The organism is Rahnella aquatilis CIP 78.65 = ATCC 33071, assembly GCF_000241955.1.
GTDB lineage: Bacteria > Pseudomonadota > Gammaproteobacteria > Enterobacterales > Enterobacteriaceae > Rahnella > Rahnella aquatilis.
This window is the reverse complement of record NC_016818.1, coordinates 418,915-445,830: the sequence shown is the minus strand read 5'-3', so window position 1 is coordinate 445,830 and position 26,916 is coordinate 418,915. Positions and strand designations below refer to the sequence as shown.

27 protein-coding genes and 1 tRNA gene are annotated in these 26,916 nt (G+C 51.0%); 16 read left to right on the top strand and 12 right to left on the bottom strand.

What is annotated here, in order from left to right:
• Positions 1-10 precede the first annotated feature (10 nt).
• From frdC to blc, 3 genes are all read left to right on the top strand, one after another.
• Complete coding sequence (gene frdC / locus RAHAQ2_RS02110; protein ID WP_014333646.1) at positions 11-421, top strand: fumarate reductase subunit FrdC; 411 nt, start codon at positions 11-13, stop codon at positions 419-421.
• 9 nt (positions 422-430) lie between these two features.
• Entirely contained in the window at positions 431-790 is a 360-nt protein-coding gene (gene frdD / locus RAHAQ2_RS02105) for a fumarate reductase subunit FrdD (protein WP_014333645.1), read from the top strand.
• Between the two features lie 124 nt (positions 791-914).
• Positions 915-1,439 carry an outer membrane lipoprotein Blc gene (gene blc / locus RAHAQ2_RS02100; RefSeq protein ID WP_014333644.1) on the top strand — a complete coding sequence of 175 codons (525 nt, stop codon included), beginning with the start codon at positions 915-917 and terminating at the stop codon, positions 1,437-1,439.
• Between the two features lie 89 nt (positions 1,440-1,528).
• On the opposite strand, the gene RAHAQ2_RS02095 is transcribed toward blc, so the two are convergent.
• The 3 genes from RAHAQ2_RS02095 to efp form a co-directional block, all read right to left on the bottom strand.
• Positions 1,529-1,663, bottom strand: a complete 135-nt coding sequence (locus RAHAQ2_RS02095) for an entericidin A/B family lipoprotein (protein ID WP_014333643.1) — start codon at positions 1,661-1,663, stop codon at positions 1,529-1,531.
• A gap of 118 nt (positions 1,664-1,781) precedes the next feature.
• A complete protein-coding gene (locus RAHAQ2_RS02090; protein ID WP_013573743.1) occupies positions 1,782-1,910 on the bottom strand; it encodes an entericidin A/B family lipoprotein in 129 nt (42 codons plus the stop codon).
• Positions 1,911-2,005: 95 nt separating this feature from the next.
• A complete protein-coding gene (gene efp, locus RAHAQ2_RS02085; RefSeq protein WP_013573742.1) occupies positions 2,006-2,572 on the bottom strand; it encodes an elongation factor P in 567 nt (188 codons plus the stop codon).
• A gap of 38 nt (positions 2,573-2,610) precedes the next feature.
• Between efp and epmB the strand changes: the two genes are divergently transcribed.
• Positions 2,611-3,639 (top strand): EF-P beta-lysylation protein EpmB, encoded by a 1,029-nt coding sequence (gene epmB / locus RAHAQ2_RS02080; protein ID WP_014333642.1) that lies wholly within the window; start codon positions 2,611-2,613, stop codon positions 3,637-3,639.
• Between the two features lie 188 nt (positions 3,640-3,827).
• Here the strand turns inward: epmB and RAHAQ2_RS02075 are convergent, their stop codons facing one another.
• The 4 genes from RAHAQ2_RS02075 to RAHAQ2_RS02060 all read right to left on the bottom strand — a co-directional run bounded on the left by RAHAQ2_RS02075 (position 3,828) and on the right by RAHAQ2_RS02060 (position 7,169).
• Positions 3,828-4,172: a DUF4156 domain-containing protein gene (locus RAHAQ2_RS02075; RefSeq protein ID WP_014333641.1), complete on the bottom strand. Its 345-nt coding sequence runs from the start codon at positions 4,170-4,172 to the stop codon at positions 3,828-3,830.
• 296 nt (positions 4,173-4,468) lie between these two features.
• Complete coding sequence (gene groL, locus RAHAQ2_RS02070; RefSeq protein ID WP_014333640.1) at positions 4,469-6,115, bottom strand: chaperonin GroEL; 1,647 nt, start codon at positions 6,113-6,115, stop codon at positions 4,469-4,471.
• Between the two features lie 53 nt (positions 6,116-6,168).
• Positions 6,169-6,462 carry a co-chaperone GroES gene (locus tag RAHAQ2_RS02065; RefSeq protein ID WP_009636718.1) on the bottom strand — a complete coding sequence of 98 codons (294 nt, stop codon included), beginning with the start codon at positions 6,460-6,462 and terminating at the stop codon, positions 6,169-6,171.
• A gap of 215 nt (positions 6,463-6,677) precedes the next feature.
• Complete coding sequence (locus RAHAQ2_RS02060) at positions 6,678-7,169, bottom strand: FxsA family protein (protein ID WP_014333639.1); 492 nt, start codon at positions 7,167-7,169, stop codon at positions 6,678-6,680.
• 372 nt (positions 7,170-7,541) lie between these two features.
• On the opposite strand from RAHAQ2_RS02060, the gene aspA reads away from it, so the two are divergent.
• The 10 genes from aspA (at position 7,542) to RAHAQ2_RS02010 (ending at position 18,795) form a co-directional block, all read left to right on the top strand.
• Positions 7,542-8,978: an aspartate ammonia-lyase gene (gene aspA / locus RAHAQ2_RS02055; protein WP_014333637.1), complete on the top strand. Its 1,437-nt coding sequence runs from the start codon at positions 7,542-7,544 to the stop codon at positions 8,976-8,978.
• 135 nt (positions 8,979-9,113) lie between these two features.
• On the top strand, positions 9,114-10,415 hold the full coding sequence (locus tag RAHAQ2_RS02050) for an anaerobic C4-dicarboxylate transporter (RefSeq protein WP_014333636.1): 1,302 nt from the start codon (positions 9,114-9,116) through the stop codon (positions 10,413-10,415).
• Positions 10,416-10,587: 172 nt separating this feature from the next.
• On the top strand, positions 10,588-12,318 hold the full coding sequence (locus RAHAQ2_RS02045; protein WP_014333635.1) for a protein-disulfide reductase DsbD: 1,731 nt from the start codon (positions 10,588-10,590) through the stop codon (positions 12,316-12,318).
• Positions 12,319-12,361: 43 nt separating this feature from the next.
• On the top strand, positions 12,362-12,937 hold the full coding sequence (gene dicD / locus RAHAQ2_RS02040; RefSeq protein ID WP_014333634.1) for a division control transcriptional repressor DicD: 576 nt from the start codon (positions 12,362-12,364) through the stop codon (positions 12,935-12,937).
• Positions 12,938-13,066: 129 nt separating this feature from the next.
• Positions 13,067-13,142, top strand: a tRNA-Phe gene (locus RAHAQ2_RS02035).
• Positions 13,143-13,532: 390 nt separating this feature from the next.
• Complete coding sequence (locus tag RAHAQ2_RS02030; protein WP_014333633.1) at positions 13,533-14,693, top strand: mandelate racemase/muconate lactonizing enzyme family protein; 1,161 nt, start codon at positions 13,533-13,535, stop codon at positions 14,691-14,693.
• A complete protein-coding gene (locus RAHAQ2_RS02025) occupies positions 14,686-16,002 on the top strand; it encodes an MFS transporter (RefSeq protein WP_014333632.1) in 1,317 nt (438 codons plus the stop codon). The genes RAHAQ2_RS02030 and RAHAQ2_RS02025 overlap by 8 nt, the downstream gene beginning before the upstream one ends.
• A gap of 90 nt (positions 16,003-16,092) precedes the next feature.
• Positions 16,093-17,118 (top strand): S66 family peptidase, encoded by a 1,026-nt coding sequence (locus RAHAQ2_RS02020; RefSeq protein ID WP_014333631.1) that lies wholly within the window; start codon positions 16,093-16,095, stop codon positions 17,116-17,118.
• A 254-nt stretch (positions 17,119-17,372) separates the two neighbouring features.
• Positions 17,373-18,248, top strand: coding sequence for a winged helix-turn-helix domain-containing protein (locus tag RAHAQ2_RS02015; RefSeq protein ID WP_238532056.1), 876 nt, complete (start codon positions 17,373-17,375; stop codon positions 18,246-18,248).
• Entirely contained in the window at positions 18,238-18,795 is a 558-nt protein-coding gene (locus RAHAQ2_RS02010; protein WP_014333629.1) for a FidL-like protein, read from the top strand. Before RAHAQ2_RS02015 ends, RAHAQ2_RS02010 begins: the two co-directional genes overlap by 11 nt.
• Before the next feature lie 25 nt (positions 18,796-18,820).
• Here the strand turns inward: RAHAQ2_RS02010 and RAHAQ2_RS02005 are convergent, their stop codons facing one another.
• The 5 genes from RAHAQ2_RS02005 to RAHAQ2_RS01985 form a co-directional block, all read right to left on the bottom strand.
• The gene (locus RAHAQ2_RS02005) at positions 18,821-19,093 is read right to left on the bottom strand and encodes a helix-turn-helix domain-containing protein (protein ID WP_014333628.1); all 273 of its coding nucleotides are present in this window, start codon (positions 19,091-19,093) and stop codon (positions 18,821-18,823) included.
• Positions 19,094-19,120: 27 nt separating this feature from the next.
• A complete protein-coding gene (locus RAHAQ2_RS02000; RefSeq protein WP_014333627.1) occupies positions 19,121-20,092 on the bottom strand; it encodes a fimbrial protein in 972 nt (323 codons plus the stop codon).
• 9 nt (positions 20,093-20,101) lie between these two features.
• Positions 20,102-20,797 carry a fimbrial biogenesis chaperone gene (locus RAHAQ2_RS01995; RefSeq protein ID WP_377435450.1) on the bottom strand — a complete coding sequence of 232 codons (696 nt, stop codon included), beginning with the start codon at positions 20,795-20,797 and terminating at the stop codon, positions 20,102-20,104.
• Between the two features lie 89 nt (positions 20,798-20,886).
• Positions 20,887-23,388, bottom strand: a complete 2,502-nt coding sequence (locus RAHAQ2_RS01990; protein WP_014333625.1) for a fimbria/pilus outer membrane usher protein — start codon at positions 23,386-23,388, stop codon at positions 20,887-20,889.
• Between the two features lie 101 nt (positions 23,389-23,489).
• Entirely contained in the window at positions 23,490-24,068 is a 579-nt protein-coding gene (locus RAHAQ2_RS01985; protein WP_014333624.1) for a fimbrial protein, read from the bottom strand.
• A 506-nt stretch (positions 24,069-24,574) separates the two neighbouring features.
• On the opposite strand from RAHAQ2_RS01985, the gene acs reads away from it, so the two are divergent.
• The gene (acs, locus tag RAHAQ2_RS01980) at positions 24,575-26,536 is read left to right on the top strand and encodes an acetate--CoA ligase (RefSeq protein WP_014333623.1); all 1,962 of its coding nucleotides are present in this window, start codon (positions 24,575-24,577) and stop codon (positions 26,534-26,536) included.
• A 55-nt stretch (positions 26,537-26,591) separates the two neighbouring features.
• A complete protein-coding gene (locus tag RAHAQ2_RS01975; protein WP_014333622.1) occupies positions 26,592-26,903 on the top strand; it encodes a DUF485 domain-containing protein in 312 nt (103 codons plus the stop codon).
• Positions 26,904-26,916: the final 13 nt, after the last annotated feature.

The window sequence follows — 26,916 nt, the reverse complement described above, 5'->3', positions numbered from 1 at the left end:
GGAGGACAATATGACAACGCAAAGCACGGGCAGCAAACGTAAACCCTACGTGCATGAGATGAAAGCCAGCTGGTGGAAAAGCTTACCGTTCTACCGTTTTTATATGCTGCGTGAGGGCACGGCGGTTCCGGCTGTGTGGTTCAGTCTCTTACTGCTGGCAGGGGTTTGCTCGTTACGTAACGGGCCTGAAAGCTGGGCAGGTTTTGTGAATTTTCTGCAAAATCCGGTGGTCTTGCTGATTAATCTGATCGCCCTGCTTGCCGCTTTATTGCATACCAAAACCTGGTTCGAACTGGCACCGAAAGCCTCCATCGTTGTGGTAAAAGGCAAAAAGATGGGGCCGGAACCGGTGATTGCCGGTTTCTGGGGCGTGACGATCGTCGTGACGCTGGTTGTTCTCGTTATCGCACTGTTTCTTTAAGGAGGCGACATGAAAAATACTCTTCCTAAACGTTCAGACGAGCCGGTGTTCTGGGGATTGTTTGGTGCGGGCGGTATGTGGAGCGCGATTTTCGCGCCGGTGATGATTCTGCTGGTATGCTTCCTGTTGCCACTGGGTTTCTTCCCCGGTGACGCACTGAGTTATCCGCGCGTACTGGCATTTGCACAGAGCGGGATCGGGCGTCTGTTCCTGCTGCTGATGATCGTGCTGCCTCTGTGGTGCGGTCTTCACCGGATCCATCACTGCATGCACGACCTGAAGATCCACGTTCCGGCCGGAAAATGGGTGTTCTACGGACTGGCGACGATCTTAAGTATCGTCACCCTTATCGTGCTGATCCGCCTCTGATCCGCAGAGATCTGACTTTCCAGCGGCCATCTCTCTGGCCGCTGTTTTCATTCTTTATCCGCAGGTTTTCCCTTTTTCTTTTTTGTTACCTACACTTAGAGAACATACTAAGGAAGGAAACTCTATGCGTATCTGGTCAAAGCTCAGCGTTATCATCACAGCACTTCTGTCGGTCGCGTGCAGCGTAACGCCGCCTGCTGACGTCAAAGTCGTCAATAATTTCGAACTCACCCGCTATCTCGGTACCTGGTATGAAGTCGCCAGACTGGACCATAGTTTTGAAAGCGGTCTGGAACGCGTTACCGCCAATTACAGCCTGCGCGATGATGGCGGCGTAAAAGTGATTAATCGCGGGTTTAATCCGCAGAAGAATAAATGGCAGGAAAGTGAAGGCAAAGGTTACTTCACCGGATCGCCGGCGCGGGCGGCGCTCAAGGTGTCATTCTTCGGCCCGTTCTATGGCGGCTATAACGTCATTGAACTGGATAAAGATTATCGCTACGCGCTGGTCTGCGGGCCGGATAAAAGCTATCTGTGGATCCTGTCACGTACACCGACGCTGGATGACAGCGTAAAACAACAACTTCTGCAAACAGCGCAGCAGTACGGGTTTGATACCAGCAAACTGGTATGGGTGAAACAACCCTGATTTTTACATCCTAAAACGCGTGCCATAAAAACAACACTGCCTGCATCAACGTGCAGGCAGACATCAGTTTACTTAACGTTATTCGCCCGCTATTGCGCGCTTTTCTGAATTGCCTGCCCACCCGCAGACACATCTTCACCCACGCCACGCGTGGTATTGCAGGCAGTTAACGCAGAAGACAGAACAAGAACAGACAAGATAGCGAGGATACTTTTCTTCAGCATATAAATTTCCTTCCTATAAGAGAATGTAAAGTACGACACTTTTAGTGTAGCTAACTTTCTGGATATAGAAGGGATAAGGCAGGATTTTAGGACATTTGGTAAAACGAGGCTGAAGGGATCAGCCTGCTTTGGAAATCGCGCCACCCAGATGCTGGATGTCTTCACCGAAACCATGAACCGTGTTGCAGCCGGATAACGAAGCCAGCAACATCACTGAAACCACGATAAACATCATCTTCTTCAACATGGTAAACATAATCCCATTCAACAAGTTGGGGCCGGAAAGCTGCGACAGGCATTCACCTGCGGCAGCTTTCATCCGGCGTAATAAGTATTGAGAACTTATTTAACGCGGGAAACGTATTCGCCAGAGCGGGTGTCACAACGGACGATTTCGCCGATCTGCACGAATAATGGCACTTTAACCACAGCGCCGGTGCTCAGGGTTGCAGGCTTGCCGCCTGTACCTGCGGTATCACCTTTCAGGCCCGGATCGGTATCAACAACTTCAGCTTCGATAAAGTTCGGTGGCTGAACAGCGATAGGACGGCCATCCCACAGCGTCACGATACATTCTGCGTTGTCCTGCAGCCATTTAGAGGCGTCGGAAACAGTTTTCTCTTCAACCTGATGCTGTTCGAAAGTCTCAGGGTGCATGAAGTGATAGAACTCACCGTCGTTGTAGAGGTAGTTCATATTGGTATCTACAACATCTGCGCCTTCGCACGAGTCGGTAGATTTGAAGGTTTTTTCTACACGGGAACCGGTCAGCAGACGACGCATTTTAACGCGTGCGAAAGCCTGGCCTTTGCCTGGTTTTACGAATTCGCTGGATTCGATAGCGTAAGGCTCGCCCTCGAACATGATTTTAAGACCCGGACGGAAATCGTTGCTAGAATAAGTCGCCATGATGGCCCTCTAATTTTAAACTGGTATTAGCCAAAAAAATGGCAAACATTGTAACCCTAAACGCGCCATTTAGAGAAGATTGGTTGTATCAACTCGGCGATGTTATCACTGACCCGGATGAACTGCTTACTCTTCTGGCACTTAACGACAATGCAGAACTGCAAAATGGGCGTGAAGCCCGTCGTTTGTTCCCGCTTCGTGTACCCCGCGCCTTTGTGGCACGCATGCAGCCGGGCGATCCACAGGATCCTTTATTGCTTCAGGTATTAACCGCACGCGAGGAATTTATCGCCGCGCCGGGCTTTACCACCGACCCGCTTGATGAACAACGTAGCGTTGTTCCGGGTCTGTTGCACAAGTATAGCAATCGCGCCCTGTTACTGGTGAAAGGCGGATGTGCGGTAAATTGCCGCTACTGTTTCCGCCGTCATTTTCCCTATCAGGACAACCAGGGAAATAAGGCCAACTGGGTTCAGGCGCTGGATTATATCCGCACACGCCCGGAACTCGATGAAATTATTTTCTCCGGCGGCGATCCGCTGATGGCAAAAGATCATGAACTCGACTGGTTGATCGGTGAACTCGAAGGGATCGCACACATTAAGCGGCTGCGTATTCATACCCGTTTGCCCGTTGTTATTCCCGCACGTATCACGGATAACTTGTGCCAGCGCCTTGAAAAATCACGCCTTCAGGTATTGATGGTGACACATATCAATCACGCCAATGAGATTGATAATGCATTGCGCGCCAGCATGGCGAAGTTGAAACACCATGGCGTGACGCTGCTCAATCAGAGCGTGTTGTTGCGTGGGGTAAATGATTCTGCCGATGTACTTGCTGCACTGAGCAACGCGCTGTTTGAGGCGGGTATTTTACCTTATTACATCCACGTGCTGGATAAAGTACAAGGTGCGGCGCATTTCATGGTGAACGACGACGAAGCGCGCGTCATCATGAAAGGGCTGATGAGTAAGGTGTCAGGTTATATGGTACCGAAACTGACCCGCGAGATTGGCGGTGAGCCGAGCAAAACCCTATTGGATTTGCGACTGAAGCAGTCATAACAGACTAATCTACCCCAAAATAATTCACGTTGCAGGAAGGCGGCAAGTGATGGAGTCCCGATGAACATACTCAGGTAAGTGATTCGGGTGACTGAACGTCGCCAACGTGCCTGCAGCTTGAAGTATGAAAGGGGAATGCAAAAAGGGATGCCATTGGCATCCCTTTAGTATTTTTATCGCTCAGGCGACTATGGGCACTTATAAACCTGACCGACCATTTTGCTGTCAACCGGAGCAAAGCTGGACAGGAAGTTCTGGGACGGGCTGTTTGCACCATAAATGGTGTTGCCGCCCATGGCTGCCGCTTTGTTACGCAGGTCATTCGCGGCGCCACGCATGGAGCTGCCGTCACCACCGGTGCCGGAGAACCAGTTGCTTTGGGCACCGGTGACTTCACCCAGTAACTGACAATTTGCGCCTGGTTTATCGTCCGTGAATTTCACCTGCTGGCCCGCTGCATCCAGTTGATGAGTGGTACTGCACCCGGCGAGCAGCGCGATAGCTGACAGGCCCAGTAACATTTTAATCCGCATCACTTTCCCCATTTGTTTTTGTAATCACATAAAGCCTATCAGAAAACACCTGGCTCTCTTAGGCATCCGCTGCCACGCATACCCAAGTTTACGCTATCGGTAAAAATCCGAAACCCACGCAGAAACGAGTCTACACGTTAAAGGGTGGAGACAATGAGAGTTATCTTACTGAACCTGATAAAAAAGGGTCAAATAAAAAAACCCGGCCTTTTCAGACCGGGTTTCTTCAGTACGTGAATTCAGGAGCAAAAAACTCGCTGATTTCGCATACCCGCGGATGAACGCAGGGGGGATGATTACATCATGCCGCCCATGCCGCCCATTCCACCCATACCGCCAGCACCGCCCATATCGACTTTATCGTCTTTCGGCAGGTCGGTGATCATGCACTCGGTGGTGATCATCAGGCCAGCTACAGAAGACGCGTACTGCAGAGCAGAACGGGTTACTTTAGTTGGATCCAGGATACCCATTGCGATCATGTCGCCGTATTCTTCGGTATAAGCGTTGTAACCGAAGCTGCCTTCGCCCGCTTTCACTTTGTTTGCGATAACAGAGGCTTCTTCACCGGCGTTGACTACGATCTGACGCAGTGGAGACTCCATCGCGCGCAGCGCAACACGGATACCCACGTTCTGGTCATCGTTGTCGCCAGTCAGGTTAGCCAGAGTGTGAGCAACACGCACCAGCGCCACGCCACCACCAGCAACCACGCCTTCTTCTACCGCAGCACGGGTTGCGTGCAGGGCATCTTCAACGCGAGCTTTCTTCTCTTTCATTTCAACTTCAGTCGCTGCGCCCACTTTCAGAACGGCTACGCCGCCTGCCAGTTTAGCCACACGCTCTTGCAGTTTTTCACGATCGTAATCAGAAGTTGCTTCTTCAATCTGCTGACGGATCTGAGAAACACGGCCCTGAATGGTTGCTTCTTCGCCAACGCCATCGATGATGATGGTAGTGTCTTTGTTGATAACAACACGTTTAGCCTGACCCATATCTTCCAGGGTGGCTTTTTCCAGTTCCAGACCGATCTCTTCAGAGATAACAGTACCGCCAGTCAGGGTTGCGATGTCTTGCAGCATAGCTTTACGACGGTCGCCGAAGCCTGGTGCTTTAACCGCAGCCACTTTCACGATGCCACGCATAGTGTTCACAACCAGAGTCGCCAGGGCTTCGCCTTCAACGTCTTCAGCAATGATCAGCAGTGGTTTACCGGCTTTAGCAACGGCTTCCAGTACTGGCAGCATTTCGCGGATGTTAGAAATTTTCTTATCAGCCAGCAGGATGAACGGGCTTTCCAGTTCGATTGAACCGGTTTCTGGTTTGTTGATGAAGTAAGGAGACAGGTAACCGCGGTCAAACTGCATACCTTCAACCACATCCAGCTCGTCTTGCAGACCGGTGCCTTCTTCAACAGTGATGACGCCTTCTTTGCCCACTTTTTCCATAGCTTCAGCGATCAGTTTACCGACAGTTTCATCGGAGTTAGCAGAGATGGTACCCACTTGTGCAATGGCTTTAGAGTCAGAGCAAGGGACAGATAATTTTTTCAGTTCTTCAACCGCAGCAATAACAGCTTTGTCGATACCACGTTTCAGATCCATCGGGTTCATGCCCGCTGCAACAGCTTTCAGGCCTTCAGTGATGATTGCCTGCGCCAGAACGGTTGCGGTAGTGGTACCGTCACCCGCTGCATCGTTCGCTTTGGACGCGACTTCTTTCACCATCTGTGCGCCCATGTTTTCGAACTTGTCTTCCAGTTCGATTTCACGCGCAACGGACACGCCGTCTTTAGTGATGGTTGGTGCGCCGAAAGATTTGTCCAAAACCACGTTGCGGCCTTTAGGGCCCAGGGTCACTTTTACTGCATCAGCAAGGATGTTTACGCCACGCAGCATTTTCACACGGGCGTCGTTACCGAATTTTACTTCTTTAGCTGCCATTTTTAATTTCCCTTAAATTCGTTCTGTTCAGAAAAAAGTGGGTCGGGGGACAATCAGGCTTCAACAATGGCCAGAATGTCGCTCTCGGACATGATCAACACTTCTTCATTGTCGATCTTCTCAGCTTTCACGCCGTAACCGTCGTTGAAAATGACGATGTCGCCAACTTTCACGTCCAGCGCTTTCACTTCACCGTTTTCCAGAATGCGACCATGGCCGACAGCCAGGATTTCGCCACGGGTAGATTTACCCGCAGCTGAGCCAGTCAGAACGATGCCGCCAGCGGATTTAGATTCAACTTCTTTACGCTTGACGATAACGCGGTCATGCAATGGACGAATTTTCATTGATAACTCTCCTGTGAGCGGGTCCATATCTATTTTTAGGGTTGAATGCCCGGCAAAGCTTGCCCGGCCTCGTGGTTTGTTTAATGGGGGCGATACACAGCCCTTCAAGGGGAAGAACAGAAAAAAATTTTGCTTTTTCTTTCAATGCTCCGGTCGCTAAAAATCGGCCTTCGCCGTGCTTCCCAACAATTTTTTAACAATCAAGGCCACAGAGATTAGCGATCACGGTGCTCTGTGTCGTCATCTTTTTTAGGTGAAACCAGACGTTCCTGTGTTTCATCCGTCCGCTGGAACTCACCATCAAAGGTATTTCCGGTTGGCGCACTGCTTCCCCAGTTGCCGCCGGAACGCACAATGTTCAGGTGCGGCATCAGTTTAAGCGTCAGTCGTTTCTGAATGGGTGGCAGCAGGAGCAGCAAACCGAGGAAATCAGTAAAGAAGCCCGGTACCAGCAGCAGGAAGCCGGCAATCACCAGCGAAACACTTTTGACCATCTCGGCCGCCGGGCTTTCCCCGACCGCCAGTTTTTGCTGCAACTGCATAAAGGTTTTCATGCCCTGATTCTTCACCAGGGAGACACCCACGCAAGAGGTAAAGACAACCAGCAACAGCGTTGTTGCCACGCCAACCACCGCAGCCACCTTAATAAATAAGGTGATTTCAATGTAAGCCAGCAGGAATAACAGTAGTAACGGTAACCAGCGCACCGCATTCTCCTTGTAATTTGGCTCCGCAAGCGCTGTCGCAGCGACATTCCAGACCCTGAATAAGTGCCTGCTCGGGATCTTTGCTATCAAAGAAATGCAGGCTGACTACACTGAGATGGTGCTCATCCATCATGATTTCAAGCATCAGACCTGATTTAATTGAGCAGGTAAATGAATTGTGAGAATTCTCACAGATACTAAAAACTTGCACAGTAATAGGGCAGGATAGTGATCTTAGTACGTGCAATTCGTCTGAAGCAGCATATGATCGCCTTCGTAGCCAAAACAACGGTTGATCGTTTTAAATTCACCACAGTAAGTAACATAATTTTAAACATCGCATAACGCTTTAGTACCGAAGAGAAGGTTCTCATGTCAAACACCATTCGTATCGAGGAAGACCTGCTGGGCACGCGCGAAGTACCGGCAGAAGCTTATTACGGCATTCACACCCTGCGGGCGATTGAAAACTTCTATATCAGCAACACCAAGATCAGTGATGTCCCTGAGTTTGTTCGTGGCATGGTGATGGTGAAAAAAGCGGCGGCTCTGGCTAATAAAGAGTTGCGTACCATCCCACGCCATATTGCGGATATCATTATTCAGGCGTGCGACGAAGTGCTTGATAAAGGCAAATGCATGGACCAGTTCCCTATCGACGTCTATCAGGGCGGCGCGGGAACCTCGGTAAATATGAACACGAATGAAGTGCTGGCGAACATCGGTCTTGAACTGATGGGACACCAGAAAGGCGATTATCAGTTCCTCAATCCAAACGATCATCTGAACAAATGCCAGTCCACCAATGATGCCTACCCGACCGGTTTTCGTATCGCCGTGTATGCGTCCTTGCTGAAGCTGGTTGATGCCATTTCCCAGTTGGGCGACGGTTTTGAGCGTAAAGCGAAAGAATTCGAAAACATCATCAAGATGGGCCGCACACAATTGCAGGACGCCGTTCCGATGACGCTCGGTCAGGAATTCCACGCGTTTAACGTGCTGCTCAAAGAAGAAACCCGCAACCTGATGCGTACCGGCGAATTACTGCTGGAAGTGAACCTCGGCGCGACGGCAATCGGTACCCGCCTGAATACGCCGGAAGGTTATCAGCAACTGGCGGTAGAAAAACTGGCAGAAGTCAGCAATCTGGCCTGCGTACCGGCTGAAGACCTGATTGAAGCGACGTCGGACTGTGGCGCATACGTGATGGTCCACAGCTCGCTGAAACGTCTGGCCGTGAAGCTTTCTAAAATCTGTAACGACCTGCGTCTGCTCTCTTCCGGACCGCGCGCAGGTCTGAACGAAATCAACCTGCCGGAATTGCAGGCGGGTTCTTCTATCATGCCAGCCAAAGTGAACCCGGTGATCCCTGAAGTAGTGAATCAGGTATGTTTTAAGGTCATCGGTAACGACGTTTGCGTCACCATGGCGGCAGAAGCAGGCCAGCTCCAGCTGAACGTGATGGAACCGGTAATTGGCCAGGCGATGTTTGAGTCAGTGCATATCCTGACTAACGCCTGCTACAATCTGCTCGAAAAATGTATCAATGGCATTACAGCGAACAAAGAAGTGTGTGAGTTCTACGTTTTCAACTCTATCGGCATCGTCACCTACCTTAACCCGTTCATCGGCCACCACAATGGCGATATCGTCGGCAAGATTTGTGCTGAAACCGGTAAGAGCGTCAGGGAAGTGGTGCTCGAGCGCGGCCTGCTGACGGAGGCAGAACTGGATGACATTTTCTCTATCGAAAACCTGAAACATCCGGCTTACAAAGCCAAACGCTATACCGATGAAAATGAACAGTAACAGACTCAAATACTGACCTTTTAAAGGCTCGTTGTTCTGCAGAACAGCGGGCCTTTTTACTTTGCACGACACAACAATTACACAACAATTAATTATCAATTCCTTAAGGAGTGCTGGGAATATGGACGGACAACCATGTTAATTATCGAATTTATTATTGTACTGGCGGCGATTTTCCTCGGCGCGCGCTTAGGCGGCATCGGCATTGGTTTCGCCGGCGGGCTTGGCGTTCTGGTGCTCGCACTGATAGGCGTTAAACCGGGAACCATCCCTTTTGATGTCATCTCCATCATCATGGCGGTGATCGCTGCGATCTCGACCATGCAGGTGGCAGGCGGGATGGATTATCTGGTGCAACAAACCGAAAAACTGCTGCGGCGCAATCCTAAACACATCACCCTCCTCGCGCCCATCGTTACCTATTTTCTGACGATTATGGCGGGCACCGGCAACATCTCACTGTCGGCGTTACCGGTCATTGCTGAAGTAGCTAAAGAACAGGGCATTAAGCCTTGTCGTCCGCTCTCGACAGCCGTGGTCGCCGCGCAAATAGCGATCACCGCCTCGCCGATTTCGGCCGCCGTAGTGTATATGGCGTCCACCATGGAAGGTCATGGTGTCAGTTATCTGCATCTGCTGATGGTGATGATCCCGGCCACGCTGGCCGCCGTGATCCTGATGTCGCTGATTGTCAGCTGGTGCTTTGACTCAAAGCTGTCCAATGACCCGGTTTATCTCAAACGGTATGAAGAAGGTCTTATCCAACTGCGGGGCGATAAAGTGCCGGAGATCAAACGCGGCGCCAAACTCTCGGTGCTGCTGTTCCTGCTCGGCGTACTGACGGTGGTCGCTTATGCAGTCATTAACAGCCCGAGCCTGGGCTGGGTCGCGCAACCGGTGATGACCACCAACAGCGCTATCCTGATTATCATGCTCAGTGTCGCCACATTAATCACCTTGCTGTGCAGTATTGATACCGACGCCATTCTGACCTCCAGCACGTTCAAGTCCGGCATGAGCGCCTGTATTTGTATCCTCGGTGTAGCCTGGCTGGGTGACACCTTTGTGCAGGCCAATCTCGGCTGGATCAAAGAAACGGCAGGCGGCCTGATCCAGGCGCATCCGTGGTTGCTGGCGGTGATTTTCTTCTTCAGTTCGGCGCTGTTGTATTCGCAGGCAGCGACGACCAAAGCCCTGCTGCCGATGGCGCTGGCGCTGAGTGTGTCGCCGCTGACAGCCGTGGGATCCTTTGCGGCCGTTTCTGGCTTATTCATTCTGCCAACTTACCCGACGCTGGTGGCTGCCGTGCAAATGGATGACACCGGCACGACCCGCATCGGACGCTTCGTCTTCAACCACCCGTTCTTTATCCCCGGCACCATCGGCGTGTTCCTGGCGGTACTTTTCGGATTTGGTTTCGGCAGTATTATTCTCTGACAGTTTTTCCGGGGGCTGCGGCCCCCGTTAAGCACAGCGGGGCTTTCTGCTCTGCGATCGCTCAGGGTATACTCACAGTTCATCAACGCGTTATGGCATGACGCCGTGCGCATCTTCTGTCGGTTCACTCAGTGGCTGTTCATCTGCCGCGACAAAGAGAATTTTACTCCGCATGGATCACCGCATTTTTCGACTCTTCTTTCTGCTTTGCAGCCTGTGCCTTTTGCCGTTTCAGGCCAATGCTTCTCTATTTGGCAAACCCGCCGTGGCGCAGTTTGTGCCCGTCGATCAGGCATTCAGTTTTGATTTCCGGCAGCAAGGTCACGACCTTAAACTGAACTGGCAAATCCGCGACGGCTATTATTTGTATCGCAGCAAAATTGAACTGGAACCGAAGAATGCCCGGCTGGCGGCATTCCTGATGCCAAAAGGACGCGATCATCATGATGAGTTTTTCGGTGACAGCGAAGTTTATGAGAATGCCCTGAGCCTGACGGTTCCGTTACGACAGGCTGGTGCTGATGCGACCGTTCGCGTGACTTATCAGGGATGCGCCGCCGCAGGCTTCTGCTATCCGCCGGAAACCCGCGAAGTACCGCTGAGTGCCGTCACCGAACTCTCCCCTCTCAGCACGCCTGCCACAGATACCGCACCGGTTATCGCGACGCCAGAAAAGCAATCCACACCACTGCCATTTTCTCCGCTGTGGGCATTACTGATCGGCATCGGTATTGCCTTTACGCCTTGTGTGCTGCCGATGTATCCGCTGATTTCCGGCATCATTCTCGGGCGTCAGCGCCCTCACAGCATGAAACGCATTTTCATGCTGTCGCTGTTTTACGTGCAGGGTATGGCGTTGACGTACACACTGCTCGGCATGGTCGTCGCAGCAGCAGGTTTACAGTTTCAGGCCGCGTTGCAAAGCCCGTGGGTACTGATCGTCCTGTCGGTGATGTTCATTGCGCTGGCGTTGTCGATGTTGGGTGCCTTCAGCCTGCAACTCCCTTCCTCGGTGCAGACCCGTCTGGCGCTATGGAGTAATGGACAAAAAGGCGGCTCACTGCCCGGCGTCTTTATCATGGGCGCACTCGCCGGATTGATTTGTTCGCCCTGCACCACCGCGCCGCTCAGTGCGATCCTGCTGTATATCGCCCAAAGCGGCAATCTGCTGGCCGGTGCGGGCACGTTGTATCTGTATGCGCTGGGCATGGGCATCCCGCTTATTATCGTCACGATGTTCGGCAATAAATTGCTGCCCCGCAGCGGACCGTGGATGCAATATGTCAAAGAAGGATTTGGTTTTGTCATTCTGGCGCTGCCGGTATTCCTGCTCGAACGTGTGACAGGCGATATCTGGGGGCTTCGTTTGTGGAGTCTGCTCGGCGTAGCTTTCTTCGGCTGGGCCTTGTTACTCAGCCTGAAAAGTCAGCATGGCATGGTGCGCATCCTGCAAATTGCGTTTCTTGCTGCGGTGCTGATCGTCAGCCGTCCCTTGCAGGACTGGGCATTTGCGCCAGCCGGTAATACGATGGCACAGACGCATGCACTCAATTTCCAGAAGATCCATAACGTCGCGGAGCTGGATACGGCCCTTCAGGGCGCGCAGGGAAAACGTATCATGCTGGATTTGTACGCCGACTGGTGCGTGGCTTGTAAAGAATTTGAAAAATATACCTTCTCAGCGTCAGAAGTGCAGAATGAACTGTCGGACACTGTATTGCTGCAGGCAGATGTCACCCAAAATTCTCCTGAGCAGAAGGCGTTGTTAGCACGTCTGAATGTTCTTGGCCTGCCGACGATTATATTCTTCGGGCCGGATGGTCATGAGTTGCCACAATCACGGGTGACGGGTTTTATGGATGCAGCGGAGTTCAGCGCGCATTTGCAGAAAGTCCACCCGTAAACGACACTACATTTTGAAGTACGCGAATTGTGAGGAGGCAAACGTGCTACGTGAACAAGTTCTCGATAAAACCCTTAATTTCCTGGAACAACGTGGCCTTGCAACATTGTCACTGGAAACTGTCGCCGAACTGGTCGATGTTCCGCTCAGTGAATTACGCCGTTTCTGGCCGGATGCCGAAGCCCTGCTTTATGACAGCCTGCGTTATCACGGCGAACAGATTGATATCTGGCGACGTCAGCTGATGCTGGATGAATCTCTTTCCGCGCCACAGAAATTGCTGGCTCGTTATAAAGTGCTGGATGAGCAGGTGCGGCAGCAGCGCTATCCGGGATGTCTGTTTATCGCCGCCTGCACGTTTTTCCCTGACAGCGATACGCCGATTCATCAACTGGCTCAACAGCAAAAACGGGCCTCCTATGACTATACTTTGTCGCTTTTGCAGGAAATGGGCTCGGATGACCCGGAAATGGTCGCTCAGCAGATGGAACTGATCCTCGAAGGTTGCCTGAGTAAACTGCTCGTTAAGCGCCAGCTGAACGATGTGGAAGTCGCACGCCGTCTGGCAGAGGATGTACTGAACATCGCCCGCTGCCGTGAACATGGGGCACTTTCCTGACTTTCCCTTATTGCTGTCCGGCGATTTCACCCTTTTTGAATGAAAAGGCAGCAAACAAACGTCTTTTATGTGTTTTAGATGACAAAGCCGTTGACGGAACATGCCCAATACGGTTTAATGCGCCCCGTTGCCCGGATAGCTCAGTCGGTAGAGCAAGGGATTGAAAATCCCTGTGTCCTTGGTTCGATTCCGAGTCCGGGCACCATATTTAAAGAAACCAGCTTAACGGCTGGTTTTTTGCTTTCTGCGCTACGGACTCTCCATCGAACGTCGTTCGATGACTCGCCTTAACAGGCTCGCCCTGCGGGCCAACGGCATAGCCGTTGTTCAAACGCCTGCGGCGTTAGTCCGGGTCCGGGCACCATATTTAAAGAAACCCGCCTATGGCGGGTTTTTTGCTTTCTGCCGTTTGGCAAATTTCCAATCCCCACTTTCGTGACGCCCTTCTCACCACCTCGTTCATTTGCACAAAATTCCCGTTTAATCCTGATTAAAAGTTAGGCTGACGTCCGTTAACGGCCTTATTCCCTGCGTTTTAGACTGATTCCTTAGGCTGATAAGTTTCTCAGAAGCCCTACAAAAACAGGAACGTCTCATGAAAATAACCAAGATTGAGGTATTGCGCGTTGCGATCCCTTTCAGCAGCGGCAGAGGAAAAACGCCAGAGACACAAACGGATGCCTATAACGCGGCGTCTCCCGAACTCACCAGAATGGAAACATTGCTGGTAAAAATCAGTACCGACACAGGCTTACACGGCTGGGGTGAAGGATTCGGGCACCTTTGTAACCCGATGACAGAAACCGCGTTAAACGGGCTGGTTGGACGGTTTTTCCTCGGCCAGCGTTGCCCGCAAAGTCCGCAGGAAATTGCCGCACTGATGCAGCAGGCCGAGGTGAATTTTCATGCTTTCGGCCGCACAGGCCCCGTGATGTTTGCCCTTTCCGCGGTGGATATTGCGCTGTGGGATTTGCTGGCAAAAGCACGCAAGCAACCGCTTTGGCAAATGCTGGGCGCAAAACGTCAGAAAATCGGGGTTTACGCCAGCCTGGTCAGTTATGGCAACCATCCGCAACGGGTGGCGGCGAAAGTGCTGAGCACTTATCAGGCCGGATTCCGCGCCATCAAATTGCATGAAACCGACTATTCCGCCATCGCCGCCGCCAGAGAGATATTGCCCGCCGATGCTGAACTGATGGTGGATGTGAATTGCCCGTGGAACGTGGAAGAAGCGGCGAAACAGGCGCAGGCGTTGCTTTCTCTAAATCTGGGCTGGCTGGAAGAACCGGTCTGGCCACCGGATGATTTAGCCGGGCTGGCGGAAGTTCGCAAACAAGGCACGCGCATTGCCGCAGGAGAGAATGCCGCAGGCGTTCAGGGCTTCGCCGAACATTTCGAACACCGCGCAATCGATATCGCGCAGCCCAGCGTCAGTAAAGTCGGCGGTATTACCGCTATGCTGAAAGTATTTACGCTGGCGAAGCAATACCACATCCGCGTTGTTCCGCACTGTTTTTATTACGGTGCCGGCCTGATGGCCACCGCCCAACTGGTCGCTATGCTCGACGACAGCGTGAGCCTGGAAGTGCCATACATTCAGTGGCAGGAAACCCTTTATTCACAACTGAATTTCAAACCGCATATGCTGTTGCCGGACATGCCGGGGTTGGGGTTTGAGCCGTCACTTTCCACCCTTCAGAAGTACCTTATCAGCTCGAATACTCTTTCTCTGAACGCGGAGACCGCTCATGTATAAATCTAATTACCGTGTCGTGATCGCCCTGCTGCTATTCTTTGCCGGCATACTCAATTATCTGGACCGGGCAGCGTTATCGGTAATGGCACCGCTGATCAAAAGCGACCTGCATATCAATGATGCCCAGATGGGGATTTTGTTCAGCGCCTTCTTTATCGGCTACTGCCTGTTTTGCTTTATTGGCGGATGGAGTGCAGACAAATTTGGTCCGCGAAAAGTCTTCGCCTTCGCTGCCGCATTCTGGTCTGTATTTTGTGGCGCAACCGCACTGGTGAGCGGTTTCGCCCATTTACTGGTCGTGCGCGTCATGTTTGGTATCGGCGAAGGCCCGATGGGCACTACTACTAACAAGTCGATTTCCAACTGGTTCCCGCGCAAGGAAGTCGGCCGCGCGGTCGGTTTCACCAATGCGGGGCAACCGCTGGGGGCCGCCATCGCCGCGCCGGTTGTCGGGCTGGTCGGATTGCATTTCGGCTGGCGTATCGCCTTCGTGGTGATTGCCGCGCTGGGCTTCGTCTGGCTGGCGGCATGGATGACTTTTTTCCGCGATAAGCCAGAACAGCATCCGCGAGTCTCAGAGGAAGAAAAACGTCTGATTGCCAGCGATCGCCCGGCGACACCAGTGACAAACGGCGTCAGAGAAAAAGATGCCCACAGTCTGTGGTATTACGTGTTTTCCAAGCCGGTGCTGGGGGTGGCTGCGGCCTTTTTCTGCTTCAACTACATCCAGTATTTCTTCCTGTCATGGCTGCCAAGCTATCTCACCGATTTCCAGCATCTCGACATTAAAAGCATGAGTATTATTGGTATTCTGCCCTGGCTGGGCGCAACCGCGGGTTTCATAGGGGGCGGGATCGTTGCCGATATCCTCTACCGTCGTAGCGGTAATTTCCTCTTCTCGCGCAAAGCGGTGATTTTCGCCGGTCTGATTGTTGCTGCCGGTTGTGTGCTGATGACGGCTTATACCCAAAACACCGCAGGCGCCGTGACACTGATTACAGTTGCCAGTATTTTTGCTTACATGACGCCACAGGCATGCTGGTCATTGTTACAGGATATCGTTCCGGCGCACCGTATCGGCACGGCGGGCGGTTTCGTGCATTTACTGGCGAATCTGGCCGGGATTTTGTCCCCCAGTATCACCGGATTTTTAATCCAGTACGGCGGGGGTTATCAGTCAGCCTTCATCCTTTCGAGCGGGCTGGCGATCGTCGGGGTCATTGCCATGGCTATTCTGGTTCGCCAGAACAAAGTGAATGAATTATTTGGCAAAAAAGCACCGCCGGAAGAAATCGCCACCGGTCATTAATCCCCCGGTTTATCCTGTAGGTCCCTGTTCAACCTGCAATTGAATTGATACATTGCAGGTTGAACATTGAGCAGATTTATAGGATGTAAAATGCCTTCGTCAGAACTTCCGCTGTTCCCTCCTGCATTGAAAACCGGCGATACCATTGGTTTTTTCTCTGCATCATCACCGGTGACTGCCACCGCCCCGAACCGCTATCTGCGTGGGAAGAAGTTCCTGGAAGATAAAGGATTTGTGCTGAAAGCGGGCACAATGACCGGGCAATATGATCACTATCGTTCCGGCTCCATTCAGGCACGCGCGGAAGAACTGAATCAGTTGTTCCGTGACCCGCAGGTGCGTTGTGTCATGTCGACGATTGGTGGCAACAACACTAACTCCCTGCTGCCTTATCTGGATTACGATGCTTTGCGTGCCGATCCGAAAATCATCATCGGTTATTCCGACACGACGGCGTTGCTGGCCGGGATTTATGCGAAAACAGGGTTAATCACCTTTTACGGCCCGGCGCTGGTGGCTTCTTTTGGTGAATTTCCGCCGCTGGTTGATGAAACCTACGCGTCTTTTGCTGACATCCTGATGACCCGCCACAGTGAACCTTACCGCTATGCCTTACCCCAACACTGGACGGACGAAAAGCTCAACTGGAATGATGTCACGCCGGTAAGGGCGAAAGCGTTATACGCCAATACCTGCCGTTTTCTTGGCAGGGGCCGTATTGAAGGACGAGTCATCGGCGGCAATCTGAATACGCTGTCTGGCATCTGGGGCAGCCCTTATATGCCGGAAATCCGTCAGGGCGATATTTTGTTTATCGAGGACAGCCTGAAAGATATCGCGACTGTAGAGCGTTCTTTTTCGATGCTGAAACTGAACGGGATTTTCGACCGTGTGAGCGCCATTCTGCTGGGAAAACACGAATTGTTTGATGATGCGGGTTCAGGAAGACAACCAGCGGATGTGTTGCTTGAAGTGCTGAACGGACAAGACATTCCGCTGGTTGATGGCTTCGACTGCTGCCATACCCATCCGATGTTAACGCTTCCTCTGGGTACCCGTATTGCTGTCGATTTCTCTCAGCAGCACATCGACATTCCCGGCCCGTACCTGCGGTAATAATCAAAAAAATCACGTACTACTAAAAATCCGTACGTGATTTATATCTTTTCGCACACTTTCCCCCATTACATGTCAAACCGCTGCTCTGTAAACATTTACGACAGAAATCTGTTTTTGAAATAGAACGGTTTATACTGACTGACCTGTCGCATGGCATATAAATGAAGAATGCGTGCAAGGTGCACATTGTTCTCATGACATGAAACAGGTGTGGAAGCAGGATATTCTTAACAGGGAGGCGTGAAATGCACATGAATTATCTGATTGAAAATCAAATACTCTTCAACCCTGAAGATAACACAATTTCATTACCGGGTGATTCAGAAAACAAGATCGCCATTTCTAATCCTGCGCGCAGGATATTATTATTACTAATAGAGAAAAAGGGTATTGTTGTTGAGCGTGAAATATTTTTTAAAAAAGTTTGGGATGACTATGGACTGACTGCAAGTAATAATAATCTTAACCATTGCATCAGCAAATTACGCAAAGTGATGGTGACGTTAGGTTACCCGAACGAGTTTATCGTTACCGTACCTAAAGTCGGTTTTACTATCCGTAAACACATTATTATTGAACCTTACTTTACGCATGAAATTTCTGAGAAGAAAATTCAGATCCACAACGTGCAGGTCAGCAAAACGCCGGAAAACCGGCTGACTGAAACAGAGCAGAAGGAAGAAACTATCAGGCCGACGGTAATACCCGTTCAGCTAAAAACACAATCTGAAAACCGTACAAACAGGTTCCGGCACGGCTTTATGATCAGTCTGTTGGTGACGATGGCGCTAACCATATGGGCATTTTTCATTGTGTACCACGATTTACAGGATCCGAAAACGCAGCTGAAAATCGCCAGACTCGGTGCCTGTGATTTGTATTCGACCGCACCCGTAGTTTTGTCCCGTCAGCGCGATTTTATTGAACTGGCCGAGACCTTTCTGCAAAAAAATAATATCACCTGCAAACCGGGAGATATTTTCATATTCCAAAGTGAGCGTTTTACCTCGCCTGTCAATACCGGCTCAGTTCGTGATTTCATGGCGCAGTGCCTTACCGATGATAATGATAAAGCTAACATTTGCATAAGCTATTATACAAATGACAGGACTACGCATGATCAGTGATAGAAAACGTATTTTTCAGGGATGGAAGATCATTGTCCTTCCATTAATTCCGACTGTATTTATATTGCTCTTTATTCTGCATGGCTTTTCCGTCAAAAAGGACAGGGCGGTATTCCCTGTTAACATTCCATGCCGTGGAAATATGATTGTAGAAGCACGATATGATAATCAAAGCGCAAAATTGGTGAGCACACTCTATTTCAGTTTTCTTGACAACCACAAGATTTTAGTTTCACTCAGTGGAACGGGATATTTGTATGACGAAAAAGGGAATATTACGCAACGAAAAACATTGCTGAGAAATATTTATTATGACTATATTCACGAAAGTACTCACTCCAGTACCTATTCGCTCACCAGCAGTCAGATAAATATCGACAGTGTAGACAATATGGACTGGCAGATTTCGTCTCTTCTGCTGCTGAACAGTTTTTTTCTGACCGGCCATACTGACACACTGGCGCTGAAGAAATACGACGACAATACCTTGTTGATTGAAAGCAACCAGTCTCCGGTTGCGTTGTGCGTGTTCAAAAAAATCTTTTGAATACAATCACATTGCAACCATTTGCTTATTTATAGCAGAGGTAAAGACGAAACCCGCAGGCCTGTGCGTAACGAGACAGGGTACAAAAACTGGCCTGAGCCGGCCGCTTTTCAAGGCGGGTAATGGCCGGTGGTGTAACGCCCAGCCGTCTGGCCAGTTCTGTCTTACTCAGCCCTGCATCTTCGCGCAGAGTTTGCAGCAGGGCATGAATGTGAGTCTCTGCGATCAGCTCCGGAGCCTGGGCCTTATAAACCGGTTCCTCAAGCGCCTGCGCCCGCAATTTTGCCGTTCTAAGCATACCGTTCTCCCTTTCCTTAAGCCGTCGTCAGTAGTAGTTGATCTTGACGATCACGGACGCATCAAACCGCCCGAGAGAAAGCGTTTTCCCCGGGATCGCACTCAGTTTCGCCGTAAAGTTTTTGGTCACTTCATTCACATTGTTCAGCTCAGCAAAGTCATCATAACGGTTGAAAGTGATGGCTTTATTCTGGTCGTTATAGAGCATCAGCTTCGCGCCGTTGGACAGGTCAATCGCCGTGTCGTCCAGCAGCGGGCTGGCGGTGGAAAATTCCGCCTGTAACGAGAAGTTATCAAGGCAGCCTTGTTTTACCGCTTTAATGGCAAACGGCAGTGAAATGCCGGACGACCGGGACAACGTGGTACTTTGAATCGCCCCAAAATCGACAATCTGAGACTCAGGATAGACTTTCAAATCAGAGCCGCAGGCCAGAAAGCGGATCCCCTGTAACCCTGAGAGATTGTATTTAAGGTTTTTTGCGCCCGGCGTTTTGTTAATACCCCGGCTTCCATCGAGCTGGAAAACCGTAAACTGGTCGGTACCCTGATAATGGCCGCTGGAAGGCGCATTTCCACTGACTTTGATATACAGGCGGAATGTGACATTCACCGTCACATTCTGCCCTTTTTTGATCGGCGTACTGTTGGTACTCAGACGCTGTTCGTTCTGCTCCAGATCCTGCCCGTTGTAACTGACGCCCAGCAGCAGCCCCTCGCCAATCGACTGGGATTTAGGATTAAAATAGAAGTGCACCACGTCAATGATTGAACCCAGCACGTTGTCGCAATAGGCCGTGACATTGATATCGTTTGATTCCCAGACTTTCGTGCCGGCTGGCACGTTCGCCGGGATCGCCAGTTGCCCGACGGGAATGGCCGGTTTGTCCACAATACCGGTACCTTTTTCGACACAATCGAGCGCCAGTGCGCTGCGGCAAAAAAACAGCAGCAGCAGGAGAAACGCCATCCGGCCCGCCTGAAATCTGTGAATACCAGCCATCACTTCTCCTTAGCGTTTCGCATCTTTGCTGATGCGCTGACATTGTTGTGTCTGACAGTGGTACTCGTTCACCTGCAAACCGCCGTAATCATCCATGTAGCCCAGGCTGTATTGCTGGCTAACATACTGTCTGCCGCTGAGGTTTTCGGTAGCAAACGGAGCCAGCATCACACTGTCAAAACCAGGAATATTGCCTTTGTTATCTTTACCCAAATAACCGACGGTGATGTAAAAGGGCGTCGGATTGGTCAGTTTCAATCCGTCACTGAGACGGATAACCTGCAGTTGCTCCTGCCAGTTGCCTTTCACCAGACTCCTGATTTCCGCCGGACGGAAAAATAGCTTCACCCGACTTTGGATCGCCACCTGCATCACGTTCGCCATGTCACTCTTTGGTGGCACTTCACGCACGTTAAAATAAAACAGCGATTCGCGATCTTTCGGCAGACCAGCGGTTTCGGGTAATTGCAGGATGCGGATCTGGCTTTTCTGACCTGCATCAATGCGCTGCATCGGCGGCAACGCCACCAGCGGAGAGGTGATTTTTTCGCCCTTCGCGTTCTCCAGCCAGACCTGCGCCAGATACGGTAAATCTTTGCTCTGGTTTTCCAGCATCACGCTGACGGATTTATCACTGGCGTTATAAATGATGCGCGTCCGGTCAAGGTTGACTGCGGCACAAGCCGGATAAGCCGCGCCCGTCATCAGCAGTAATGCCGCCAAAAACCGTAATAAATGCATGTTCATCGGGTTATTCCTTTCATGATCTGTTTTGGTGAAATCGTTTTTAATTATTAGGTGCAAGGCAGCAATACCTGCCCTGAATATGTCACGGGCTGCGGTGGCACCTGGATCTGACATTGCTGTCCGTCTCCCCAGCGGACGGTAAGGGATTTCTCACCGGAGACTCCGGCCAGATACGCCAGACCACCGTCGCCAATCAGGCCCGCCTCAAACCCGGAACTGTTGTCCGTAACGGCAGCGCCCAGCGGCGGGTGGCTGCCATCGGCGAGACGTATTACCGCCATCAGGCGTTCGCCCTTAATGGCGCGGATTTTGCGAAAGCCTATTGCACCTTCCGTCAGGGTTTTGCTGACCACCGAGCTGTAAACTTCCACGTCGTCCGGCAAATTATTCACATCAACGCGGATATCGGAGGTCTGGTAGCTGGATACGCCGTTCACCACGGCAATGCCGTAATCATTGGTCACTGACGCGCCATCGCTGATCGGAATGCCTTTCACGCCGGTTGATACCATCATGCGTGGCTCGCTGCCGGCGCTGCTCTGATGCAATGCTGCACCCGCCGCCGTTGCGGTAAACGAGCCGTACCAGTTGGCGTTCACCGAGCGGTAATCGTTATTTTTCACGCTGCCGTTCGCGCCAAGCTGACCGTACGGCGACATGTGCTGGTAGTTGGCGCGGAACACGCCGTTGCCTTTTTGCAGATCCGGGCTGCTCCCGCCCGCACCCACACGCCAGCTATTGTTCGGATCCTGGCTGTTGTAATACGACGCCGTTTGCGAGAAACCACTTTGCGAATCCTGCTGGGCGTCGTAACTGATTTGCTGCCCTGACGACAGGGGCAAACTGAGCGACAGAAACATCTGGTTCTCATCGGTATCACGGTAATTCAGCTTGCTGGCGGAAAAGGTGGCTGAGATGCCGGTAAAGCGGCCGATATCAAAAATCTTGCTGACCGATACGCTGTAATTATTACTCGCACTCTCATTCCAGTAGACCTTGTGCGTCGCCGAGAGATAAAGCGTAATTGCGGGCCATGGCAGATACTGATTGGCTGTCACGGTGTAAGTTTGTTTATCATCGCGGGAATAGCCGTCACCATTCACCTTGTCGAGATACTGGCTGAACGACATAAACGTTTTTTCCGAGAAGCGGTATCCGGCAAACGTAATCTGACTGCCGGTCGAGTCAAACCGCTTGGAATAGTTGGCGCGGTAACTCAGTCCGGTTTGTTTCCCTGCCACCGGCACGGTCGCCGAGGAGCGCGTGACATCAAAAGATACGGCACCGAGTTTTTGCAGGTTTTGCCCGACGCCGATGGCCTGCGCCTGATAGTTACCGGTGGTGGTGATCAGACCGCCGTAAAGCGAGAAATCATTCAGCGCCCCCCAGGACATTTCCCCGCTGTAAAAACCCGGCTGCAAGACGTGATTGCTGCTACCGGTGGTCGGTTTACCCATGGCGGTTTTGAAACGTACCTGGCCTTTTCGGGTCAGAAACGGAATGGTTGCGGTGGTCACCTGATAAGTCGTCACGCTGCCATTTTCTTCTTCGATTTTGACGTCCAGCGCACCCTGTACCGCTTCGGTCAGATCCTGAACCACAAAGGGACCCGGTGACACATTGGTCTGATAAATCACCCGTCCGTTCTGACTGATGCTCACTTTAGCGTTAGTTTTGGCGATGCCGGTGACCTGCGGCGCATACCCGCGCAGTGACGGCGGCAACATGCGCTGATCGCTGTTCAGCGAGACGCCGAGAAAGCGAAATGAATCGAAAATATCGGAGCTGAAATAAGTCTGCCCGCCAGTCAGACGTGCGCCAACAGAAGGCAGCGCGCGGTACAAATAGGTCTGCGTCCAGGTGAATTTGTCACTGGCTGGCATGCCCGATGTGCGCGACGAAGAATACTGATAATCGGCACGGGCGCGCCACGCCCCGACGTTAAAACCGGTGGTGCCATAACTGCTGAAACTGGTGGTGCTGTCGCCGGACTGCGGCATGTATTTGCTGCCGAGCAGATTGTAATCGAGCAATGCGCCGTTGACGCCATCGTCCCACTGCGAAGGTGGCACCCAGTTTTGGTCGTGAAAGATTAGCCAGGCCTGCGGAATGCTGATGTTCAGCGTTTGTTTTGCCTGATCGTAACGTGCAGTGACTTCCTGCTGCTGATCGAGAGACGTGCATTCGCCGTGATGCCACAGAGTCAGCTTTTCGCGTGCGTCTTTGGTGAGATCGAATTTATCAACCAGTGCGGGCGGTAAACACAGGCGGCTGTTTTTTTTATCTGCAGTGGGAATATAGTGAATCACGCTCTGTTCGCCGAGCGTACGGCCATTGAGCACCACATCCAGCAGGTATTCGCCGGGCGCGATATAATCGGCCACCTGAAATCGTGACAGATCGACGTTATTGCGATCGGCAGAATCAATGAAGTTAACGTTAAATTCCACTGCGAAGCTTCTGACTGAAATAAAGCATCCCGACAGAAGGAAAATAAACCATAGAGCATTTTTTATTTCAGCCGATGTTCTATTCATCGCTAACGACATAATAAAATCACTTCTTACTAAAATAGTAATCCACACCAATCCCCGGCGCTGGCACGGCCGAAAAATAAAGGGGAGAAAACTCCCCTAAATAGCAGCGATATTTATTTATAGTTCAGGGCGTAAGTCGCCTGAGAAACGATAGTACCGGTTGATACAGGCTGAGAGTTGGCTTCCACGCGTGCGGCGAATACCAGCTCATTATTGCCAGTGACCAGATTGATATCTTTGGAAGTGTCACCCACTTTGAGCAGATCGCCGTTGGCGTCAATCAGGCGGATGCCTGCGCCTTTCGCGCTGCCGGTGTTGGCCAGCAGTTCTGCGGCACTGCTGTCAGGCGTACCGGCAAAAGAAACGGCGACTTTGGACATCGCCGGATATTCAACAGTGCCCGCAGTCTGTGCGGTCAGATCGCAGTCTTGTAAATGAATGGTGTAGTTCACGTTCTGAGAGTATTTATTGCCGCTTTCGAGCACCTTATTCGCGACCTGCCCCATGTTTACATTAATGTCTTCATCACCCGCCGCAATTGAGCAAGGTGCATTAATCACCGTCCCGGTGAAATGAATACGGCCTGAACCCTGATCGGCTCCTGTCGGAGGAGTTGTATCATCCGCAAAAGCCGATGCAGAAATAAAGGCAGATAAAGCAATAATCAGTGTCTTTTTTTTGGCGTTAAACATAATGAGTCCTTGAGATTTAACGGTAGCTATTAAGCATTAAACAGCTATTAAGCGATATTTTTCGCTGTACCGAAGAGAGCACCCCTCTCTTACCAGATCAATATACTGATATTTTTAATTTAACGTTATAATAATTTGCTAATTGCAAATATTAAGAGTTTTACTCTCAGATTAATCTTTAAACCTGAGATTTATGAAAGTAAATTAACTCAGAGGTTAAAATATTTGATATTAAATGTTCCGCAATAGATAAGAAAATCCCCGCACCTCATCTTGAATTAAGCTTTCTTTAACCAATTAATTACATTAAAAATCATGATTTTTAACTTTCTCGCTTTCCTCCTCCCTCCTGAACTTATGTGGACTGCTCCGCATGAAAAATGAATATATCCCGCTGTTTTTTCTCCGCTTGCGTGATCTGCCCCCCAGAAAACAAACAAAGCCATACCGCAAACTACACTTAACCTTTGATTGACATATCATTAACAAATTAAAGGAGAAAAACCATGAGCCATGTTTATAAGCACCCTATTCCTGCCTCGGTGGCAGAACGAACCCTGATCACACCTGAGAAATATCAGCAGTATTATCAACAGTCTGTCGAAGATCCTGACGCATTTTGGGGTGAACAGGCCAAAGTGCTCGACTGGATTAAACCTTTCACAAAAGTGAAAAACACTTCATTTGCGCCGGGGAATGTCGATATTCGCTGGTTTGAGGATGGCACTCTGAATCTTGCGGCCAACTGTTTGGATCGTCATTTAACTGACAAAGGCGATCAGACCGCGCTGGTTTGGGAAGGCGATGACCCGAAAGCTGAAAATAAATACGTCACCTACAAACAACTTCATCATGATGTTTGTCAGTTCGCCAATGTCTTAAAAGGTTTGGGCGTTAAAAAAGGGGATGTTGTCGCCATTTACATGCCCATGGTGCCGGAAGCGGCTGTCGCGATGCTGGCCTGTGCCCGTATCGGCGCAGTACATTCCGTTATCTTCGCCGGTTTCTCCCCGGAAGCTGTGGCCGGTCGCATTGTCGATTCCAATGCCAAACTGGTGATTACCGCCGACGAAGGGCTGCGTGCCGGGCGTACCATTCCGCTGAAACAAAATGTGGATGATGCGCTGAAAAACCCGGCGGTCACCAGCATCACGCATTCCATCATTTTCAAACGCACTGGCAAACAAGGGGAATGGAAAGAGGGCCGTGACATCTGGTGGCATGATGCGATTGAAGGGGTTTCTGCAGATTGCCCGCCCGAAGAAATGAAAGCAGAAGATCCGCTTTTTATCCTTTATACCTCAGGCTCCACGGGTAAACCGAAAGGTGTATTGCATACCACGGGCGGTTATCTGGTCTACGCGGCCCTGACGTTCAAATATACCTTTGACTACCATGATGGCGATATCTACTGGTGCACGGCCGATGTTGGCTGGGTAACGGGCCATAGCTATTTGCTCTACGGCCCGCTGGCATGCGGAGCCATCAGCCTGATGTTTGAGGGTGTGCCAAATTATCCGACACCAGCCCGTATGGCACAGGTTATTGATAAGCATAAGGTGAATATCCTGTATACCGCGCCTACGGCGATCCGCGCACTGATGGCTGAAGGGGATAAAGCTATTGAAGGCACCAGCCGTGCGTCACTGCGGATCATGGGGTCGGTTGGCGAACCGATTAACCCGGAAGCCTGGGAGTGGTACTACAAAACTATCGGTAACAGCCAATGCCCGATCGTCGACACCTGGTGGCAAACAGAAACCGGCGGTTTCATGATAACCCCGCTGCCGGGTGCCACTGAGCTCAAAGCAGGGTCGGCAACACGTCCGTTCTTCGGTGTTCAGCCTGCTCTGGTAGATAACGAAGGCGTTCCTCAGGAAGGCGCATGTGAAGGCAATCTGGTGATCACCGATTCATGGCCAGGTCAGGCACGTACTCTGTTTGGCGATCATGAACGTTTCGAGCAGACCTATTTCTCTACGTTTAAAAATATGTACTTTAGCGGTGACGGTGCCCGTCGTGATGAAGACGGTTATTACTGGATTACCGGCCGCGTTGATGACGTGCTCAATATTTCCGGGCATCGTCTTGGGACGGCTGAAATTGAATCAGCATTAGTTTCTCACCCCAAAATTGCAGAAGCCGCCGTTGTGGGGATTCCGCATAACATTAAAGGTCAGGCTATTTACGCCTACATCACATTGAATCACGGCGAAGAACCGTCACCGGAACTCTATACCGAAGTACGCAACTGGGTGCGTAAAGAGATAGGGTCCATTGCCACGCCTGACATTCTTCACTGGACAGATTCGTTGCCAAAAACCCGTTCCGGCAAAATTATGCGTCGCATTCTGCGCAAAATTGCAGCCGGCGACACAAGCAATCTGGGAGATACCTCTACGCTGGCGGATCCGGGCGTAGTCGATAAATTGCTGGAAGAAAAACAATCAATGAAAGTGCCGTCGTAATTTTTCACCGCCCTGGCGCGGTGAACTCTATCAATGCCTCACAGGAGTCACTGAGATGAATGATCTCATTTATCAGAGAGTTGTAAGTAATCCGCGCTTCAGGGAACTGGTGCAAAAACGCAGTCGTTTTGCCTGGCTGCTGTCAGGCATCACGCTGGTTCTGTATGTCGCTTTCATTTTACTGATTGCGTTCGTTCCGCAGTGGCTGGGAACACCTCTTTATGACGGAGCCACCATTACCCGCGGTATTCCCGTGGGCGTGGGGCTGATCGTTATTTCATTCGTGCTGACAGGGATTTATGTCGTTCGTGCAAATGGCGAATTTGACCGCCTGACGGCAGATATTATCCGCGAGGTGAAGCCATGATCGCACGTCGCGG